This window comes from Polyangium sp. 6x1 (assembly GCF_029946515.1).
In the GTDB taxonomy this organism is placed as follows: domain Bacteria; phylum Myxococcota_A; class Polyangia; order Polyangiales; family Polyangiaceae; genus Polyangium.
In genome coordinates, this window is record NZ_JARZHH010000073.1 from 1 (window position 1) to 16,681 (window position 16,681).

At 68.4% G+C, this 16,681-nt stretch carries 16 protein-coding genes and 1 pseudogene; 8 read left to right on the forward strand and 9 right to left on the reverse strand.

Annotated features, from left to right (window positions below):
• Both QHF85_RS41135 and pyrE read left to right on the forward strand, forming a co-directional pair.
• Nucleotides 1-244, forward strand: a pseudogene (locus QHF85_RS41135) (hypothetical protein); the annotation flags it as partial.
• Nucleotides 241-801: an orotate phosphoribosyltransferase gene (pyrE, locus tag QHF85_RS41140; RefSeq protein WP_281332914.1), complete on the forward strand. Its 561-nt coding sequence runs from the start codon at nt 241-243 to the stop codon at nt 799-801. The pseudogene QHF85_RS41135 and the gene pyrE, both read left to right, overlap by 4 nt.
• A gap of 461 nt (nt 802-1,262) precedes the next feature.
• Here the strand turns inward: pyrE and QHF85_RS41145 are convergent, their stop codons facing one another.
• From QHF85_RS41145 to glyQ, 3 genes are read right to left on the reverse strand one after another with little or no spacing between them, the layout of a single operon-like run.
• Nucleotides 1,263-3,083 carry a tetratricopeptide repeat protein gene (locus tag QHF85_RS41145; protein WP_281332915.1) on the reverse strand — a complete coding sequence of 607 codons (1,821 nt, stop codon included), beginning with the start codon at nt 3,081-3,083 and terminating at the stop codon, nt 1,263-1,265.
• On the reverse strand, nt 3,080-4,450 hold the full coding sequence (locus QHF85_RS41150) for a hypothetical protein (protein WP_281332916.1): 1,371 nt from the start codon (nt 4,448-4,450) through the stop codon (nt 3,080-3,082). Before QHF85_RS41150 ends, QHF85_RS41145 begins: the two co-directional genes overlap by 4 nt.
• Nucleotides 4,451-4,502: 52 nt before the next feature.
• On the reverse strand, nt 4,503-5,447 hold the full coding sequence (gene glyQ, locus QHF85_RS41155) for a glycine--tRNA ligase subunit alpha (protein ID WP_281332917.1): 945 nt from the start codon (nt 5,445-5,447) through the stop codon (nt 4,503-4,505).
• Nucleotides 5,448-5,868: 421 nt separating this feature from the next.
• Between glyQ and QHF85_RS41160 the strand changes: the two genes are divergently transcribed.
• Nucleotides 5,869-6,246, forward strand: a complete 378-nt coding sequence (locus QHF85_RS41160) for a response regulator (RefSeq protein WP_281332918.1) — start codon at nt 5,869-5,871, stop codon at nt 6,244-6,246.
• A 13-nt stretch (nt 6,247-6,259) separates the two neighbouring features.
• Here the strand turns inward: QHF85_RS41160 and QHF85_RS41165 are convergent, their stop codons facing one another.
• On the reverse strand, nt 6,260-7,792 hold the full coding sequence (locus QHF85_RS41165; RefSeq protein WP_281332919.1) for a long-chain fatty acid--CoA ligase: 1,533 nt from the start codon (nt 7,790-7,792) through the stop codon (nt 6,260-6,262).
• 106 nt (nt 7,793-7,898) lie between these two features.
• Between QHF85_RS41165 and QHF85_RS41170 the strand changes: the two genes are divergently transcribed.
• The 5 genes from QHF85_RS41170 (at nt 7,899) to QHF85_RS41190 (ending at nt 12,043) form a co-directional block, all read left to right on the forward strand.
• Entirely contained in the window at nt 7,899-8,432 is a 534-nt protein-coding gene (locus QHF85_RS41170) for a polyhydroxyalkanoate synthesis regulator DNA-binding domain-containing protein (protein ID WP_281332920.1), read from the forward strand.
• 120 nt (nt 8,433-8,552) lie between these two features.
• On the forward strand, nt 8,553-8,810 hold the full coding sequence (locus QHF85_RS41175) for a hypothetical protein (RefSeq protein WP_281332921.1): 258 nt from the start codon (nt 8,553-8,555) through the stop codon (nt 8,808-8,810).
• A 90-nt stretch (nt 8,811-8,900) separates the two neighbouring features.
• A complete protein-coding gene (locus QHF85_RS41180) occupies nt 8,901-10,442 on the forward strand; it encodes a long-chain fatty acid--CoA ligase (protein ID WP_281332922.1) in 1,542 nt (513 codons plus the stop codon).
• A gap of 23 nt (nt 10,443-10,465) precedes the next feature.
• A complete protein-coding gene (locus QHF85_RS41185) occupies nt 10,466-10,897 on the forward strand; it encodes a hypothetical protein (protein ID WP_281332923.1) in 432 nt (143 codons plus the stop codon).
• A gap of 15 nt (nt 10,898-10,912) precedes the next feature.
• The gene (locus QHF85_RS41190; protein ID WP_281332924.1) at nt 10,913-12,043 is read left to right on the forward strand and encodes an alpha/beta fold hydrolase; all 1,131 of its coding nucleotides are present in this window, start codon (nt 10,913-10,915) and stop codon (nt 12,041-12,043) included.
• Between the two features lie 12 nt (nt 12,044-12,055).
• Here the strand turns inward: QHF85_RS41190 and QHF85_RS41195 are convergent, their stop codons facing one another.
• The 5 genes from QHF85_RS41195 to QHF85_RS41215 all read right to left on the reverse strand — a co-directional run bounded on the left by QHF85_RS41195 (nt 12,056) and on the right by QHF85_RS41215 (nt 16,558).
• Nucleotides 12,056-12,586 (reverse strand): hypothetical protein, encoded by a 531-nt coding sequence (locus QHF85_RS41195; RefSeq protein WP_281332925.1) that lies wholly within the window; start codon nt 12,584-12,586, stop codon nt 12,056-12,058.
• Nucleotides 12,587-12,752: 166 nt separating this feature from the next.
• Nucleotides 12,753-12,995 (reverse strand): hypothetical protein, encoded by a 243-nt coding sequence (locus tag QHF85_RS41200; RefSeq protein WP_281332926.1) that lies wholly within the window; start codon nt 12,993-12,995, stop codon nt 12,753-12,755.
• 37 nt (nt 12,996-13,032) lie between these two features.
• Nucleotides 13,033-13,833, reverse strand: coding sequence for a protein phosphatase 2C domain-containing protein (locus tag QHF85_RS41205; RefSeq protein ID WP_281332927.1), 801 nt, complete (start codon nt 13,831-13,833; stop codon nt 13,033-13,035).
• 1 nt (nt 13,834) lies between these two features.
• Nucleotides 13,835-14,818, reverse strand: a complete 984-nt coding sequence (locus tag QHF85_RS41210; protein ID WP_281332928.1) for a hypothetical protein — start codon at nt 14,816-14,818, stop codon at nt 13,835-13,837.
• A gap of 75 nt (nt 14,819-14,893) precedes the next feature.
• Complete coding sequence (locus QHF85_RS41215; RefSeq protein WP_281332929.1) at nt 14,894-16,558, reverse strand: hypothetical protein; 1,665 nt, start codon at nt 16,556-16,558, stop codon at nt 14,894-14,896.
• Between the last annotated feature and the right edge of the window lie 123 nt (nt 16,559-16,681).

Below are 16,681 nucleotides of genomic sequence, written 5' to 3' on the forward strand. Positions count from 1 at the left end.
TGCGGCCCGCCCGGCGCCTGCGCCTGCCCCTGCGCGTCCTGCGCCTCGCCCGGCCCCGGCCCGCCCGGCGCCTGCGCCTGTCGCGCCGCCTCCTGCGCCTGCGGCCGAGCCTGCGCTCGCGGCGGGCGAGGAAGCGCCGGAGAGCGCTCCCGTCGAGAATTCGGGCGGCCCCCCGCCCCCGGTCGTGCCCGCGGTGCCCAAGGGTGCCAAGGCGCAGATCAGGCGCGGTAAGGGCGCGAAGTGAGCAAAACCGAGCGAGAGCGGCTCGTCGAGCTGCTCCGCGAACGATCATTTGAACGCAAACGAGTCGTGCTCGCCTCCGGGCGCGAGAGCGACTTCTTCATCGACTGCAAGCAGACGGCCTTGACCGCCGAGGGGCACTTCCTCCTCGGCGCGCTCATGTTCGACGCGCTCGACGGCCTCCCGCGATGCGACGCGGTCGCGGGCGTGGAGCTCGGCGGCTGCCCGCTCGCGAGCGCCGTCTCGCTGACGAGCTTCGTCCGAGGCCGCCCGCTCCCGGCGCTCTACGTGCGCAAGGAGGCGAAGGACCACGGCTCGAAGCGGCTCATCGAGGGGGATCGCGCGCTCGTGCCGGGGATGTCGGTCGTGATGCTGGAGGACGTGATCACGACGGGCGGCTCGACGCTGAAGGCCGTCGACAAGATCACGGCGGCGGGCGCGCGCGTGGTGGGCGTGGTGGCGATCGTGGATCGGCTCGAAGGCGGGGCCGAGGCGATCCGTCAGGCAGGCTTGCCGGTGGTTTCGATCTGCACGCGGCGCGATTTCATTCCGGACGAGTGACGGCGTGGACGCCCTCGCGGAGGGCGCGGACCCGTTCGCGAAGGGTGTGGACACGTTCGCAGAGGGCGTGGTCACGTTCGCGGAGGGCGTGGTCACGTTCGCGAAGGGCGTGGTCACGTTCGCGAAGGGCGTGGTCACGTTCGCGGAGGGCGTGGTCACGTTCGCGAAGGGCGTGGTCACGTTTGCGGAGGACGTGGTCACGTTCGCGGAGGGCGTGGTCACGTTCGCGGAGGGCGTGGTCACGTTCGCGAAGGGCGTGGTCACGTTCGCGGAGGGCGTGGTCACGTTCGCGAAGGGCGTGGTCACGTTTGCGGAGGACGTGGTCACGTTCGCGGAGGGCGTGGACCCGTTCGCGAAGGGCGTGGACACGTTCACGGAGGGCGTGGTGACGTTCGCGGAGGGCGTGGTCACGTTCGCGGAGGGCGTGGTCACGTTCGCGGAGGGCGTCGTCGCCCTGCGTGCTACGGCAGTGGAAGGGTTGCGACGAGGTCATCGCGCCCGATGCTGGACCAGGCGGCGCGGGCGGCTTCGAGGTGGTGCTGGCGGAGGGCTTCGGTGGGAGCGAGGTCGGCGAGGCGCACGTGGGTCCAGCCGATGGAGAAGGGCTCGGCGATGCGCTGGTACAGCCGGAGGGCCTGCTCGAACCGGGCGCGCGCCGTGTCGTCCTCGCCGTCTGCGCACGCGATGTCGCCGAGGCTTCGGATGCAGTTGGCCTCGCCGAGGACGTCGCCGACCTTTCGGTAGAGCGGGAGGGCCTGTTCGTAGCGAGCGCGTGCGGCGTCGTGATCGGAGCGTCGGAGGGCGATGTCGCCGAGGCTCTTGATGCAGTTGGCCTCTCCGAGGACGTCGCCGACCTTTCGGTGGAGCGGGAGAGCCTGTTCGTAGCGAGCGCGTGCGGCGTCGTGATCGGAGCGGTAGAGGGCGATGTCGCCGAGGCGCTCGATGCAGTTGGCCTCGCCGAGAACGTCGCCGACCTTTTGGTGGAGCGGGAGGGCCTGTTCGTAGCGAGCGCGTGCGGCGTCGTGATCGGAGCGTCGGAGGGCGATGTCGCCGAGGCTCTTGATGCAGTTGGCCTCGCCGAGGACGTCGCCGACCTTTTGGTGGAGCGGGAGGGCCTGTTCGTAGCGAGCGCGTGCGGCGTCGTGATCGGAGCGTCGGAGGGCGATGTCGCCGAGGCTTCGGATGCAGTTGGCCTCTCCGAGGACGGAGCCGACCTTTTGGTAGAGCGGGAGAGCCTGTTCGTAGCGAGCGCGTGCGGCGTCGTGATCGGAGCGGTGGACGGCGATGTCGCCGAGGCGCTTGATGCAGTTGGCCTCTCCGAGGACGTCGCCGACCTTTTGGTAGAGCGGGAGGGCCTGTTCGTAGCGAGCGCGTGCGGCGTCGTGATCGGAGCGTCGGAGGGCGATGTCGCCGAGGCTCTTGATGCAGTTGGCCTCGCCGAGGACGTCGCCGACCTTTCGGAAGAGCGGGAGGGCCTGTCCGTCGCGAGCGCGAGCGACGTCGTGATCAGAGCGCATGTACGCGCTCTGCCCCAACCAGAACAACCCCTCCGCCCGTTCCCCGTCCCGCCCCTCCGCCTCGAACGCTTCGACCGCCCGCGAGAGCTCCTCCTCCGCCTCCGCGTACCGGTACGCCCGCACGAGCGCCTGCCCCAGCCGAAGCCGCAACCGCGCCGCCTCGATCTCCGAATGCCCCGTCTTCCGTTCGAGCACCCCTTGCAAGATCCCCGATAACCTCTCCACCTCCGCCGCGGCGTCCGGATCCGGGAACTCGTACTGCAACATCCTCGCCGGCGGTTCGCTCTTCGGCCTCCCGTCCGCTGCGTGCACCGTCAGCTCATACGCACGCCAGCTCACCAGATCCGGCGCGCTCAGCGAGAGCGCCACGAACGCCTCGTCCGAAGCCACGATGACGAGCGGCCCCGGAAGCCATTTCGGCAGCGCATCCCGCGCGAAGTTGAAGCTCGCCAGCGGCGGGGACGCTTGATCCCCCACGATGTGCTGCTCCAGCCCCGTCAGCACGACCATCGTCCGCTCGGCATCTTCGAGCCCGAGAGCCCGCAATCGATAATGAGGCCACTCCCCCGGCCCAAGGTCCACCTCCACGAGCGGCGGCACCTCGTCCTGGCCCGCCCACCCTCGCAACCGCGCCAGGATTTCCTCCCGCACCGGCCCCGGGGGCGCGTGAATGAAGATCATCGTGAACCCGAGGCTGCCCGCGAGCGCCTCGCGCAGAACCTCCGCTCGACCGTTCGAATCGATGTCGAGCGCGATGCGGTTCATGCAGGCGCCTTCGCCTTCCCCGCGTCCTGGAAGGCGCGCGTGCGTCGGGCGAACGGGTGCACGTCGTACCACGTGTCCTTGTTGTATTCGAGCACGATGAGCTCGTAGAGCAGCCATTGCCGCAGGTCGTCGTCGAAGTCGTCCGGGAACGACCCCGTCCTGACGACATGATGCAGCTCGCGCAAGAAGCCTCGTCCCTGAAGGAGCCGCTCCATGTTGCTCCCGAACTCTCGCACGACATCGTCCACGTCCGCCCGCGTGAGGCCGAGCGTGGGCTTGTTCAGCGCTCCCGTCGTCACGATGCGGAACAAGTCTCGAAGGCAGCCGCCGGATTGCATGATGGCATGACGAATCGCGTCCTCGTCCGCGAACACCACGGGCAGGGCGATACGCTTTTCGAGCAGCCCCCGCAGCGCGGCAATGCCTGCTTCGTCCGGCACATCCACGTCCGGACCTCGCTTGCGGACCGTGATCATCGGCAGGACCACGTCACTCGGCGCGCTGAAGGCCTGTCGTAAGCGCCCCTGGGTGAAATGCAGCGAAACAGGGATGGTCACGATGATGTGAACGTCGGCGTCCTGAATCAAAGGCAATTGCTCGAGGAAAAACAAATCGTGGGTCGTGCGCTTGCTCCCGTCGTCGAGCGGTAGGCGCTCCACACGCTCCAGGTTGTCCGCGATGATGACCAGGTCGTCGAACCCTTGTTCGGCCATCACCGGACGAAGCGCCTGAAGCAGCTCTCGCAGCTCCGTGATCAACGAGATGATGTGGTCGCGGCTCACGTCGCGAAATCGCTTCTGCACGCCGGGCGACTTCATGACACCCAGCTTGACCTTCGCTTCACCGACGGGGATCTCGGCCTCCAGCGTCAACCCAATGGCCGCGAGCCAGGAGACCACACGCTTCCACATCCTGCGGGCCGTCTGCTTCGCGACCGTGGATTTGTCGATGAGGAGGCCGAGGAGCGGATCGTCGAGGAGCGCAGCGAAGAGCGCCGTCACGAAATCCGGGAGCTGGACGTCGCGGACGTCGAGGTACTCCTGGATGTCCACGAAGAGCACATGAAACGCGATGTCGTCCTTGGTCTTGCGAAGCTCCCCCTCCAGCCAGCGGAGTTCGGTGGACTTCCCGCTGCCAGGATGCCCGCTGAGGAGCTGCACCTGGTAGGTGCCGACGAGCGCGCCCCGGATGCACTCCTCCATGCGCTTCGTCCGGCTTCCTCCTCGCACCGCGGACAGGTCGGTACGCAGGAGCCGCAGGTCCTTGTCGACGAGATCGAACCGAGGGTCACACGCAGCACGAACCTCCCGCGCCTTGCGCGCGGGCAAGTTCAACTGTTCCGTCAGGACGATCTTCGGACGAGCCATACGCCCGCCACTCTGCCCCAACCCCCCCGGCGCTGCCAACCTTCGCGGGCTGCTACTCCGCCGCTTCGGCCACCTTCGGCATCAGCGGATACCCGAGCGCTTCCCTCTGCGCCAGGTAGCTCTCGGCCACGAGCCTCGCGAGCCCGCGCACGCGACCGATGAACCTCTGCCGCTCCGTCACGCTGATCGCGCCGCGCGCGTCGAGCACGTTGAAGCGGTGCGCTGCCTTCACCACGAAGTCGTAGGCGGGCATCACGAGCGCCTTCTTCGGGTCGGGCTTCGCGCCCTTCGCGGTCGCGTCGACGCCTCGGAAGAGCAGCCGCTTCGCTTCGGACTCGCACTTGTCGAACGCTGCGAAGTGCTCCTCCACGTCGGCTTCTTCGAAGTTGTACGTGGACCACTCCCACTCGGCCCGCTGGAACAGCTCGCCGTAGCGCACGACCTGCCCGCCTGCGCGCGAGTAGTCGAGGTCGTACATGCTGTCCTTGTCTTGCAGGTACATCGCGATGCGCTCGAGCCCGTACGTCAGCTCGCCCGAGATCGGCTTGCAGTCGATGCCGCCGATCTGCTGGAAGTACGTGAACTGCGAGATCTCCTGTCCGTCGAGCCAGACCTGCCAGCCGAGGCCCCAGGCGCCGAGCGTCGGCGACTCCCAGTCGTCCTCGATGAAGCGCACGTCGTGCTGCAAGGGGTCCGTGCCGAGCGCGCGCAGCGACTCCAGGTAGAGCTCCTGGATGTTCAGCGGGCTCGGCTTCAGGATCACCTGGAACTGGTGGAACTGCTGCGCGCGGTTCGGGTTCTCGCCGTAGCGGCCGTCCGAGGGCCTGCGCGAGGGCTCCACGAAGGCCACGTTCCACGGCTCCGGTCCGAGCGCGCGGAGGAACGTCGCGGGGTTGTACGTGCCTGCGCCGACCTCGGAGTTGTAGGGCTGCACGATGAGGCAGCCGCGCTCGGCCCAGAAGCGCTGGAGCGTCAGGATGATGTCTTGGAACGTCATGGCGACGGGCAAGCCATACCCCAGGCCCGAGCGCTCGTCGACGCCCACCTCACACCTCGCGCGGCGCCCGGGGCGTACGGCCCTTTTGCGCCTGTCCAGTCCTTTCTGTACGAACCGTCACAGTCCGAAAATTGCGCCAGAATTTCGCTTGCGTATGAGTTTCAAACCTTGAACAATCAATCCATACGTTAGACAAACGTAGGACAAGCATCCGGCTGGAAAACGCTCTTGACGCCCCAACGGAGGAGCTATACCCGCAATGACCACGCGCCAAACAACTGACGCACGTTTGGTGGGTTACCTCGGCGCCGGAGGGAAAGCACGACTCTCATTGGTTCGGCCTGAGCAAGGCCGCGTCCGTCGGCACGGCGCGGTGAGCTTGCTCGCTCGCCCCGGGGAACGCCCACGGAAGGACGGTCCGATGCCGCGCATCCTGATCATCGACGACGACGCGGTCTTCGGCGCCAGCGCCGTGCGCACCCTCGAGAGCGCGGGTTTCACCGCACGGTTCCACCGCGGCCCCTTCGGCAGCTTGCAGGCCATCCGGGAGACGCTCTGCGACGTCGTGCTCCTCGACGTCAACATGCCGAAGCTCGACGGCCCGCTGCTCGTCCGCATGATCCGCGACGCCTTCGGCCGCGGCGGGGTGAAGGTGCTGCTCTGCAGCGACATGGAGCCCGGGCCCCTCGAGCGCCTCGCGAAGGTGATGGGCGTGCACGGCGCGGTTCCCAAGCACCTCCCTGAAGCGCACCTCGTCGATCAGGTCCGCGCCGCGTTGCCTCCACGCGCCACCGCCTGAGCACGCGCGGCGCTCAGCCGTGCTGCTTTTCCAGCGCTTTCTTGTCGATCTTGCCGGCGCCCGTGCGCGGCAGCTCGGGGGCGAACACGACCGACTGCGGCACCTTGTACTTCGCGAGCCGCGCGCGGCAGTGCGCGAGGATCGACTCGGCGTCGGGCGACGCGCCCGGCGCGAGCACCACGATCGCCCGGCCCACCTGGCCCCATTTCTCGTGCGGCACGCCGATGAGCGCCGCCTCCGCGACCGACGGGTGCGCCGCGAGCACCGCTTCGATCTCGGCCGGATACACGTTTTCGCCCCCGGAAATCAGCAGATCCTTGCTGCGGCCCGCGATGTAGAAATGCCCGTCTTCGTCGCACCGCGCGAGATCCCCCGTGCGTAGCCAGCCGTCCACGATCACCTTCGCCGTCTCCTCGGGCCGGCCCCAGTAGCCGCCGAAGACGTGCGGACCGCGCACCTCGAGCTCGCCCACCTCGCCCGGACGCACTGGCTCACGCGCCGCGTCGACGACCCGCGCCTCCACGAAGAACAGCGGCGCGCCCACCGATCCGACCTTCCGACGCACGTCCGCGGGCGGCAGCCAGAAGTTGTTCGGCCCCGCCTCCGTCAGCCCGTAGCCCGTCTTCAGGTCGATCCCTCGCTCCCAGTACGTGTGGAACAGCGGCTCCGGACACGGCGCGCCGCCGCTGATGCAGATGCGCAAGCCCCCGAGCTCCCGCTCGGCGAACCGACGATGCTGCGACAGCGAGAGGAACATCGTTGGAACACCAAAGAACACGGTCGCGCCCTGGTCGCGCACGCCCGCGTAGACCTCGTCCGGATCGAAGGCGCGACAGACCACGGACGTGCCGCCCGCGAGCACGAGCGGCGCCGTGAACACGTTCAGGCCACCCGTGTGGAAGAGCGGCGCGTTGAGCAGCGCCACGTCCGAGGACGACAGACCCCAGCTCGAGATCGTGTTCACCGCGTTCGCCGTGATCGACCGGTACGTCAGCATCGCGGCCTTCGGCGTGCCCGTCGTCCCGCCCGTCCCGCAGAGCACCCAGGGTTCGTCCCAGCCGATCTGCAACGCCGGCGGCGGCCGGTCCACGGCGGCGTCGCGCTCGCCGAGATCCACGTCGTCCCCGCGCGCCCGTGACGCGCCGCGCATCGCCACGAAAGCGCGCGGGACGAAGCTCGTCTCGCGCCGGAGCGCCTCGCTCGTCGCGGCGAACTCGGGCCCGTAGACGAGCACCTCGGGGCTCGTCGCGGCGAGGTACTGGCCGAGCTCGCCGGGCGTCAGCCGGTAGTTCAGCGGCGTGAAGATCGCGCCGAGCTTGCCGCAGGCGAACCAGAGATCGAGCATCGCGACGTCGTTCATCGCGAGCGCCGCGACCCGATCACCGCGCCGCACCCCGAGCCGCTCTCGCAGGAAATGCGCCGTCCGGTTCGCGGTGCGATCCCAGGCCCGGTACGTCACGGCCCGCCCCCCTGCTCCATTGTCGAGCAGCGCTACCTTGTCGGGGCAGAGCGCCGCGCGTCGTCCGAGCCAGTCGCCGAGATGCATGGCGCCCTGCGTAGCAAAGCCGCGCGCGCGCTGGAATGGCTCGCGTGCATTGTTGCGGCGCAGCAGGCCATTGCGATCTGGACGATCGGGGTGTACGACCGTCCGCATGGTCGTGAAGAAGTACGGCAACCGGAGGCTGTACGACACCGAGGCGAGTCGTTACGTCACGCTCGAAGAGGTCGAGGCGCGCGTCCGGCGTGGCGACGACGTCGAGGTCGTCGACGCGAAGACCGGCCGCGACCTGACGCAGTCGACGCTCGCGCAGATCATCCTGGAGAGCCGCGGCGCCGCGCGCCTCTTGCCGGTGCCGCTCCTGCGCCAGCTCATCCGCATGGGCGACGACGCGCTGGCCGAGTTCTTCGAGCGCACCGTGATCTGGGCGCTCGACATCTACTTGCTCGCGAAGAAGGGCGCGCGTGTCTTTCCGATCGGCCCCCTCGGCGCGCTACCTTTCCTCAACGCGATGCTCGGCGGCGGCAAGAACGCGCCGTGGTCCTCGCCGCGCGAGCCTGCGCCCGAGGACGAGGCCCCTCCGGCCGACCCGAACGAACGCGACGAGCAGGCCGAGGAGATCGCCGCGCTCCGCCGCGAGCTCGACGAGCTGAAGCGCATCGTCGGCAAGAAGCGTCGCGAGCCCTGAGTATTGTTGCAGTGCAACAAGGTTTGCTTGACACCCGGAAAGCCGGGGTTTAGGTTCGGCTGCCGACGGACGGGATTTGCCGTGAATTCAAGGCGATCCTGAAGGGGTGAGGAGCAGACGATGAGCGAACGGGCGGATTCGCAGGTGCAGCAAAACCGCGAGGTCTACCGGGGACGGAGCGCGACGGCCGACCTGTTCGAGGGGCTCGACGCGCTGGAGACGGCGGGCGCGGCGCAGATCGGCGTGGTCTTGCGGGGCATGGCGCGCATCGGCCAGGCGTCGCTGCTCTACGGCGCGCGGATCGCCGCGGAATGGCAGCGCATGGCGTTCGAGGCGACGAAGCGCGCGGGCGACACGTTCGGCGCGCCCTTCCTTTGAGCGGACTTCCAAGCCACGACGAGCTCGCGTAAGCTCGGCTCTGTCCAGGCGAAACGCGGGCGAGCGCGCCGGCGAGCGGAGAACGAGAGCATGTACATCGGGGACTGGATGGAGCGGGGTGAGCGATATTTCCCGGAATCGCTCGCCGTCGTCGACGTGGCCAAAGGGGACGCGGGCCGCTTTTCGTATCGCGAAATGAACCGCCGCGCGAATCGGCTCGCCGGCTTCCTGCGGGACGAGGCCGCGGTCTCCAAGGGCGATCGCGTGGGGATCCTCGCGATGAACGGCGTCGAGTTCCTCGACGCGTTTTTCGCGTGCGCGAAACTCGGCGCGGTGCTCGTGCCGTTCAACTGGCGCAGCCACCCGCGTGAAATCGCCGAGCTCGTCTACCAGACCGAGCCGAAGGTGATGATCTTCGGCGACGACTTCCGCGCCGGTATCGGCGAGATCGCGGGTCAATCGGATTGCGCGTCCGTCAAGACGTGGCTGCACCTCGACGGCGAGGGAATCGAGGGGAGCCGCCCCTATGCGGCGACGGTGCAGACGCGCGAGGCGCGGCCCGTGAAAAACGACGCGGTGGAGGCCGAGGACATCGTCTGCTTGCTCTTCACGGGCGGCACGACGGGCCTGCCGAAAGGCGCGAAGATCTCCTACCGGATGATCGCGTGGAACACGCTGAACACAGTGATCCACGAGCTCTCGCGCGGGGACGTGACGCTCACGCACACGCCGATGTTCCACACGGGCGCGCTCTTCGTTTACACGCTGCCCCTGCTCACGCTCGGCGGGACGGTGGTCATCATGCGCAAATGGACCGCCGACGACATGCTCTCGCTCATCGAGCGCGAGAAGGCGACGGTGCTCTTCTGCGTGCCGACGCAATACCAGATGATGATGCAATCGGCGCATTTCGAATCGGCGAAGCTCTCCTCGCTGCGCTTCTTGACGAGCGGCGGTGCGCCCCTGCCCGTGCCGATCATCCGCGCGTATCGGGAAAAACACGGCGTCGTCTTCAAGCAAGGCTTCGGCATGACCGAGTTCGGCCCGGGCATCTTCTCGATGGACCCCGAATACGCCGAGACGAAGGCCGGCAGCATCGGCAAGCCGAACTATTTCATCGACGTTCGTATCGTCGACGACGACAACCGCCCCTTGCCCGCGGGCGAGGTCGGCGAGCTCGTGCTGAAGGGCCCGAGCGCGTGTTCGGGGTATTTCAACAATCCCGAAGCATCGCGTGCGTCCGTGGACGCGGAGGGCTGGTTCCACACGGGCGACATGGCGCGCGTCGACGAGGACGGGTTCTATTACATCGCCGACCGCAAGAAGGACATGTTCATCTCGGGCGGCGAGAACGTCTACCCGGCCGAGATCGAAAAGGTCCTGTACGAGCACCCGGCCGTGGCGCAGGTCGCCGTGATCGGCGTTCCGGACGAGAAATGGGGCGAGGTCGGCCGGGCCATCGTGGTCACGAAGCCAGGGGAGAGCGCGACCGAGGAGGCGATCCTGGCCCATTGCCGCGATCACCTCGCGAAATACAAGGTCCCGAAATCGGTCCTCTTCGTCGACGCGATGCCGATCTCGGCGGCCGGCAAGATTTTGAAGAGAGAGCTGAAAGAAAAGTACGCGCGGTGAAGGCGCGAGAGGGAGAGGATGCCGTGGCAACGAAGAAAGAACCGAAGCTCTTGACCCGCGTGGTGAAGGGCCTCGGGCACTGGCTCGGGCCGGAGACGCCGACGGGCAAGGCGTTCGTCGCCGCCGAAAAAGGCATGACCAAGGCGTTCGATCGTCTCGGCCGCAACGAGCGGTACCTGGACCTCGTGGGCGGCACCCTGAACCGCGCCCTGCGCGCCCGCAAGGCGTACGTCGAGGCCCAGGAGAACTGGCTCCACCTCCTCCGATTGCCGACCTCGACGGAGATGGACGATCTGCGCGAGGAAGTGCGCGACGTCCGCAATCAGATCGAGGCGCTCTCGTCGCAGCTCGAGCTCGTGATCGATGCGCTCGAAAAGAATCGTGCCCTGGCGCAAGGGGGCGAGGCTCCGCGGACGAACGCCACCGGCAGCGCGGCGACCGATCGCCCCTCCTGACGAGGAGAAGGACCCATGACGACGCAATCGACCACCCAGCGCCTCCGCTCCTTCGTGTCGGGTCAGATCGATCTCTCGCGCGAGATCCTGCAGGCCGCGCAGAAGGGCTCGATGAGCCCGTACCATTACGTAAAACCGTTCATCCTCCGCGCCGCGGACGTCGGCGAGCCCCCGCTCGCCCCGACCCCGCACAAGGTGGTCTACACGAACGGCAAGATGCGCCTGCTCCGCTTCGAGCCCACCACGCGCAAGCACGCGACGCCGATCCTCTTCGTCTACTCGCTCATCAATCGCTATTACATCCTCGACTTCTTGCCCGGCCGCAGCCTCATCGAATTCATGGTCGGCCAGGGCTACGACGTCTACGCGATCGACTGGGGCACGCCCGGCTCGGCCGAGCGGCGGGTGGGCTGGGACGACGTGCTCAACGTGCTCATCAAGAACGCCGTGAAGTGGACGCTTCGCCTCAGCGGCGCGAAGGACCTCACGATGTACGGCTACTGCATGGGCGGCACGATGGCGCTCGCCTATGCGGCGCTGCACCCGCAGGGGCTCCGCAATTTCGTGGCGCAGGCGACGCCGGTCGATTTCCACGAGGGCGGCGTCTTCGCCGACTGGACGAAGCCGGGCCGCTTCGACGTGGACGCGCTCGTCGACGCCTACGGCAACGTGCCGATCGAGCTCATGGAGACGGGCTTCTCGTCGATGGCGCCGATCCAGCGCATGACGAAATGGCTCGAGGTGTTCCGCCGGATCGACGATCCCGACTTCGTCACCACGTTCCTCGGCATGGAGCAATGGGCCTCGGACAACGTGCAGTTCCCCGGCGAGATTTACCGGCAATACATCAAGGATTGCTACCAGTACAACAACTTCTGCCACGGCCGCATGAAGGTCGCCGGGCAGACGGTGGACCTCTCGAACATCAAGGTCCCGCTGCTCAACATCATCGCCGAAAACGACACGATCGCGCCGCCCAAGTCGAGCGAGATCCTGAACTCCATCGTGAGCTCCAGCGACAAGGAGATCATGCGCTTCCCCGTCGGCCACATCGGTTTGTCCACGTCGAGCAAAGGCCCGAAGCAGATCTGGCCGAAGGTCGCCGCGTGGATCGGCAAGCGCAGCGATCCCTTCACGGAAGGCTGAGCTTCGCTTCGATCAGAGGTTCGGCGGCGGGGCGTGGAACTGGAACTGGCCCGGCCGCGGGACCGGGGGGGCCTCACCGAGGCGAGGCGGGTAGGGCGCGAGAGGCTCGAGCTCCGCGATCAAAGAGTCGACGAACGGGTCGGGCCCCTGCTGCTCCCGGATGCGGCGCAGCGCCGGAAGGTTGTGCGCGCAGACCGGGAAGGCGCCCCAGGGGCAATTTTTGCAAGGGTCGTCGAGGCGTTTGGCGCGGAGGCGCAAGGCCGCCGTGCCGAGGCCGAGGGTCATCGCGACGAGCGCGGCGCGGATGGCCCAGCCAACCAGCGTCCAGGGGAGGATCCACGCGGCGCTCGCGACGAGGCCGAAGCCGACGCCGAGGAGGAAGCGCGCGGGGATCTTGTACCAGCGACGCTGGATGAAGGGCTGAAAGAACGTCGGCACGGCGCAGCCGAGGGCCGCCACCGCGACCCAGAAAGCGGTCGTGATGTCGTGCGCGGGTGAAACGAAGAAAAGGGCGATGAGCGGGACCGCGATGCCCGGGTACATGCAGGCACAGCCCAGGCACAAGGGCACGCCAAACGGGCGGACGAGGTGATGATCGTGCCGCCCGCAGGTCGGATGATGAGCAAAGGAAGGATAACGACCGAGCTCACTCAGTGCGAACGCGGCCGGAGGCACCCCCGCGAGCTCGAGTCTACGCGGGGATGACGGCTCAGCCACGCTTGAAGACCAGCACGGCACAACGCTTCGGGCAGAACGGGCCGAACGCGCTCCGGACGTCCATGAAGACGTGCGAGAGAACGAAGCCCTGCGCGCCCATCTGGTTCGCGAGGTCGGAGATCTTGCTGTGCTCGATGGTACCGCCGCAGCCAGCGTCGATCGTCATGACCTGAAACGAAGCGCCGCCAGCCTGCGCGCCAGCGTAGCCACCACCATAACCGGGATTCTGTTGCACGACCGGGATCCTTTCCTGAAACGAGACCAGGGGCACGCTACGTCCGAGACGGGTCGCAAGTCAACACCCTCGCGACGACCAGCGCCACGTCGTCCGCGCCGAACAGTTCGTCCGTCCCGTATGTTCCCACGGTCTTCGTTTCCGCGAGGAGCCTCCGGCACGTCCCCTCCACGTCGTCCCCGCCCTCCTGGAGCAACTCGGCGATGCGGGCGTCGTCGACCGGGTCCCAGAGGCCGTCGGTGCAGAGGAGAAATCGGTCGTTCGGACAAACCTCGACCTCTGCGAGGTCGATCTCCACGGTCTCGTGGATCCCGAGGGCGCGCAGGACGACGCCCGCGGCGATGCTCTCCAGGTCGGCCTCCGGGAGGTCGAGCTCGGCGCGCTTGTCGGGGTTTCGCCGGAAAAGCTCGCGGAGGGAATGGTCCTCCGTGAGTCGCCGGAGCGCGCCCTCTCGATAGAGGTAGACCCGGCTGTTGCCCACGTGCGCGACATGGGCGACCCGGCTTTCCTGCGGGAGAAAGAGGAGCGCTACCGTCGAGCCCATGCCACGGAACCGCCGTTCCGTGTTGCTTCGGCGGAAGATTTCGCGGTTGGCAGCGGCGATGGCTGCGCGAATACGATCGGGCGCGGGGCCTTGTCCCGGCGCGACGAGACATTCTGTCGTGAGGGAGACGGCGAACCCGGAGGCGACGTCTCCCGCGCCATGCCCGCCCATCCCGTCCGCCACGACGCACACGTGGCCGGAGGGCCCGCCGAGGATGCGGAAGGCGTCGTCGTTCTGGAACCGCACACCGCGCTCCGTGACGCCGAACGCCTGCACCCCGCGCCCGATCGTCATGTCACTTCGGCGGCTCGAGCGGCGCGCACGTGGAGACGCCGGCCCCGACGATCCGGAAGCCGATGTCGGACATGTACGCGTTGTCGATGTTGCCCGTCGTGGGGTCGTATTTCGTCACGTTCGAATTGCTGAGGCCCGCGGCGGCATAGAGGTAAAACGATCCGCCCCAGAACGAGAACGCCCACGCCGAGGGCGTCTCCAGGCCCGTGATCGGCACGGGCTTCGTCACGGCGCCGTTCGTCTTGTCGATCTGGCCGACCTGCACGGGGGACGTCGTGAAATACCCGAAGAGCCGGCCGTCGCCCGTGCCCGTGAGCTCGGCGCTCTGGCCCTTGAACGTGCCGGGGGAGAAGTTCGCGACCGGCTCGACGCCGAACGTGAGCGGGTTGATCTTCCCGAGGCCGGGGCTGTCTGTCCCGCCGATCGTACCCGTGCCCGTCACGTAGAGCGTCTCGCCCATGCCGCCTTCGTTCGTGGAAAAACCCATTCCGAGGCGGTACCAACTCGAGGGGAGCTGCACCGTGGGCGCCGGCTGGCAGCTCGCGTCCTTCGTGCTCACCTTGTAAATCACGCCCGCCGTGTCGTCCCCGAGGAACGGGTCGGACTCGACGTAGTTCACCCACGCGACCGCTTCGCGATCGACCGCCATCGAGTTCGGCATCATCGTGGTCTGGCAGCCGAGCGCGCCGATGTACGTGAACTTCTTCGCCGGCGGATCGAAGCTGTAAAGTTCGTTCGCGTCCGAGAGGACGTAAATCAGCTTCGCCGCGTCGCTGCAATCGTCACCGGGGCCGAACGCGCCGCTGCCGCCCGCGCCGGGGATGAAGCCGCCGCCGTCCCCGCCTCCTCCCTGGTTCCCCGAACCCGAGCCGCCGTCCCCCGAGCTGCCGCCTTCATTGTCGAATTTACTGCCGCCCCCCGTCGCGCTGCAGCCGACGGCGAGGCCGATCGTAAGCAAACTCAAGCAACCCCAGAAAAGCTTCATGTCGTTTACCTCCGAGCCGAGCCGCAGTATATCCGAGCGCGCCGCCTCCGAGAGGCGTCGCGGGTCATAAAATCGTCACCACGTGACGGCCGTGGGGGCGCCCCGATCCGTGGTCGTGCCGTCGCCGACCTCGCCGGCGCCATTTCCGCCCCAGCATCGCGCCGCGCCGTCGTCGAGCATCACGCACGTGTGCGCGCCGCCCGCAGAAAGGGCGCGCACGCGCGCGAGGCCAGGCACGGAGGCGGGGGAGAGGCGCGCCTCGGTGGTGCCGTCGCCGAGCTGGCCACGATCGTTCTTGCCCCAGCACGTCACCGCGCCGCCCTCCTTCAGCACGCAGCCATGCTCGGCGCCGAGCGCGATCGCCGTGGCACCGGCCACGCCTTTGACGACGACCGATTCCGCCCGCGGGTCCGTGGTGCCATCGCCGAGCTGCCCCGCGGCATTGTCGCCCCAGCAGCGCGCCGATCCGTCTTCGAGCAGCGCGCACCCGAAGGCGGCGCCGAGCGCGATCGCGATCGCGCCCTCGATCCCCTTGACGGAGACGAGGCGCGGCGTGGGGCGCGGGCCGGGCCTGGGTTTGGCGGGGGACGACGGCGGGCGGAAGAGGCCGAGCTCGCCGCTCTCGTCCTCGCCCCAGCAGGCGACCTGGCCGCCGGGCCCGAGCGCGCAGGCGTGGCGGCCGCCGAGCGCGATTTTCGTGGCGCCGAAGAGGCCCGCGACGGGCGAAGGCGCGCCGCCCGGCGACGCAGGCAGAGGCGAGGGGACGTCGCTCGCCGGGGGTTTGGCCGCGGGCCCCGGGGGTTTTCCGCCGAGCTGCCCGCGGTCACCGCGTCCCCAGCAGACGACCTTGCCGCCGTCCACGATCGCGCAGGTATGCGCCGCGCCCGCCGCGATCGCGGTCGCGCCCGAAAGGCCGAGGACAGGCGTCGGCGGGCGAGGGCCCTCGGTCGTGCCGTCGCCGACCTGCCCGAATGCATTGTGACCCCAGCAAAGCGCGGTCCCGTCGGCACGTCGCGCGCAGGCATGCGCGCCCCCGAGCGCGAGCTCGACCGCGCCCACGACGCCCGGGACCGGCCGGGCTCCATACGCGCCCCGCCGCACGCCCGCGGCGCCGAAGCAACGCGCCGATCCGTCCTCGAAGAGCGCGCAGGTATGCGCCCCGCCGGCCGCGACGTGACGGAGCCCGACGCACGCCTTTCCCGTGCAGATCGGGCGTCCCGCGGGGCATGCGGCTTCCTCCCACGCGCCCTCCTCGCTGCACGTCGCGACCGCGTTCCCCTCGCAGCGCTCGGCGCCCGGCAGGCACGCGCCGCACGCGCCTTTGCCGTTGCACACGCCGCCTTCCCCGCAGGTCTGGCCGACCTCGACGGGCGCGTGCACGCCTGCGCCCTGATTGCAAGCCGCGGCCGTGCACTCGTTCCCGTCGTCGGCCGGCACGTCGACGTCGTCGTCGATCTCCATCGGGTGGCCATTGCCGTCGCATACCTGCATGCGGCAATCGCCCGCTTTTTGATCCCGCACGACCGTGTTCTGCGCCGCCGCGACCATCGCGCACTGCTGCTCGAAGCAGGTCGACACGACACACGGATCGTCCGAGGGCGGGCAGTCCATCGCGTGGAAACACGGGATCGGCTGCGTCGGGCTCTCCGCGACCCGGAGCCCGCATCCCGAGGCTTGCACGAGCCCTCCGGCAAGCGCGAGCGTGGCCGCGAGCGCGAGGGCGCGGCGCGAGGGGAACACGCGTGCGCATCGGGGAGAGGAACCATGCGCTCGGGCCCACATGCATCGGCGACTCTAACGAAGTCGGCCCGGTCGCTGCAAGGGTCGTTCATCCGTCGATCCCGCCCGCCCGGCGCGGCGACG